Here is an 890-nt window from a genome sequence, read left to right as displayed (position 1 = left end):
TATAGTAAAAGAAACAAGAATACGCTACAGTGTATCATATGGCCTACTCAAGAGACTACCGACAGATGATACTCACCAAGCTTGAAGAAGGCGATAGCATTCGCCAGCTTGCAGAGGAGTATCAAATCAGCACCAATACTATTCAGCGTTGGAAGAAATTTCCTGAGCGTAAGACACGTAAATTCACCCCTAAGAAGATAGATAGTGATTTACTTAGAGCTGATGTAGCCGCTTATCCTGATGATTATCAGCATGAGCGCGCACGCCGCTTTAACTGCACTCAGAGAGGTATTGGCATCGCCTTAAAGCGCATCGGTATCACTCAAAAAAAAGACTCTAATTCATCCTAAGGCGGATGAACCAAGACGTTTCATCTTTCTTGAGCAATTAGCACAGTATGAGCGGGATGACAGACCCATCGTCTATCTTGACGAAAGTGGTTTTAAGTCTCATGACAATCGACCAAAAGGTTACGCTAGTAAAGGCAAACCGTGCTTAGGTCAGTATAATTGGCAACTTAAAAACCAAACCAATGCTATCGGTGCTATTCACAACAATAAGCTGTTTGGTGTTGGACTCTATGACTGCAGTGTCAATAGTGACTTATTCCACAGCTGGGTTGAACAATTGCTGCTACCACATCTACCAAAAAACAGTGTGATTGTGATGGATAATGCAACCTTTCATAAGCGAAAAGACACGACTGAACTCATAGAGGGTGAAGGGCATACTATCTTATGGTTACCGCCTTACAGTCCTGACTTAAACCCCATTGAGCAGATGTGGGCTTGGGTTAAACAAAAACGTAAAGAGTGGCGGCTAGATTGCGTTGATACGCTATTCTTCTATTTCCTATGGCTGTGTGGCGATTTATAAATACTTTTACTATA

The 890-nt window shown here is 42.1% G+C and carries 2 protein-coding genes; both read left to right on the top strand.

Annotation, left to right across the window (positions count from 1 at the left end; genetic code table 11):
• Window positions 1-38 precede the first annotated feature (38 nt).
• Window positions 39-350 (top strand): IS630 transposase-related protein, encoded by a 312-nt coding sequence (locus tag CXF58_RS01205; protein WP_102076324.1) that lies wholly within the window; start codon window positions 39-41, stop codon window positions 348-350.
• A complete protein-coding gene (locus tag CXF58_RS01200; protein WP_145989767.1) occupies window positions 340-876 on the top strand; it encodes an IS630 family transposase in 537 nt (178 codons plus the stop codon). Before CXF58_RS01205 ends, CXF58_RS01200 begins: the two co-directional genes overlap by 11 nt.
• Window positions 877-890: the final 14 nt, after the last annotated feature.

It is taken from the genome of Psychrobacter sp. Sarcosine-02u-2, assembly GCF_002836335.1.
Taxonomy (GTDB): domain Bacteria; phylum Pseudomonadota; class Gammaproteobacteria; order Pseudomonadales; family Moraxellaceae; genus Psychrobacter; species Psychrobacter faecalis.
Note: the sequence above shows the minus strand (reverse complement) of the source record. Positions and strands in the feature narration are given on the sequence as shown.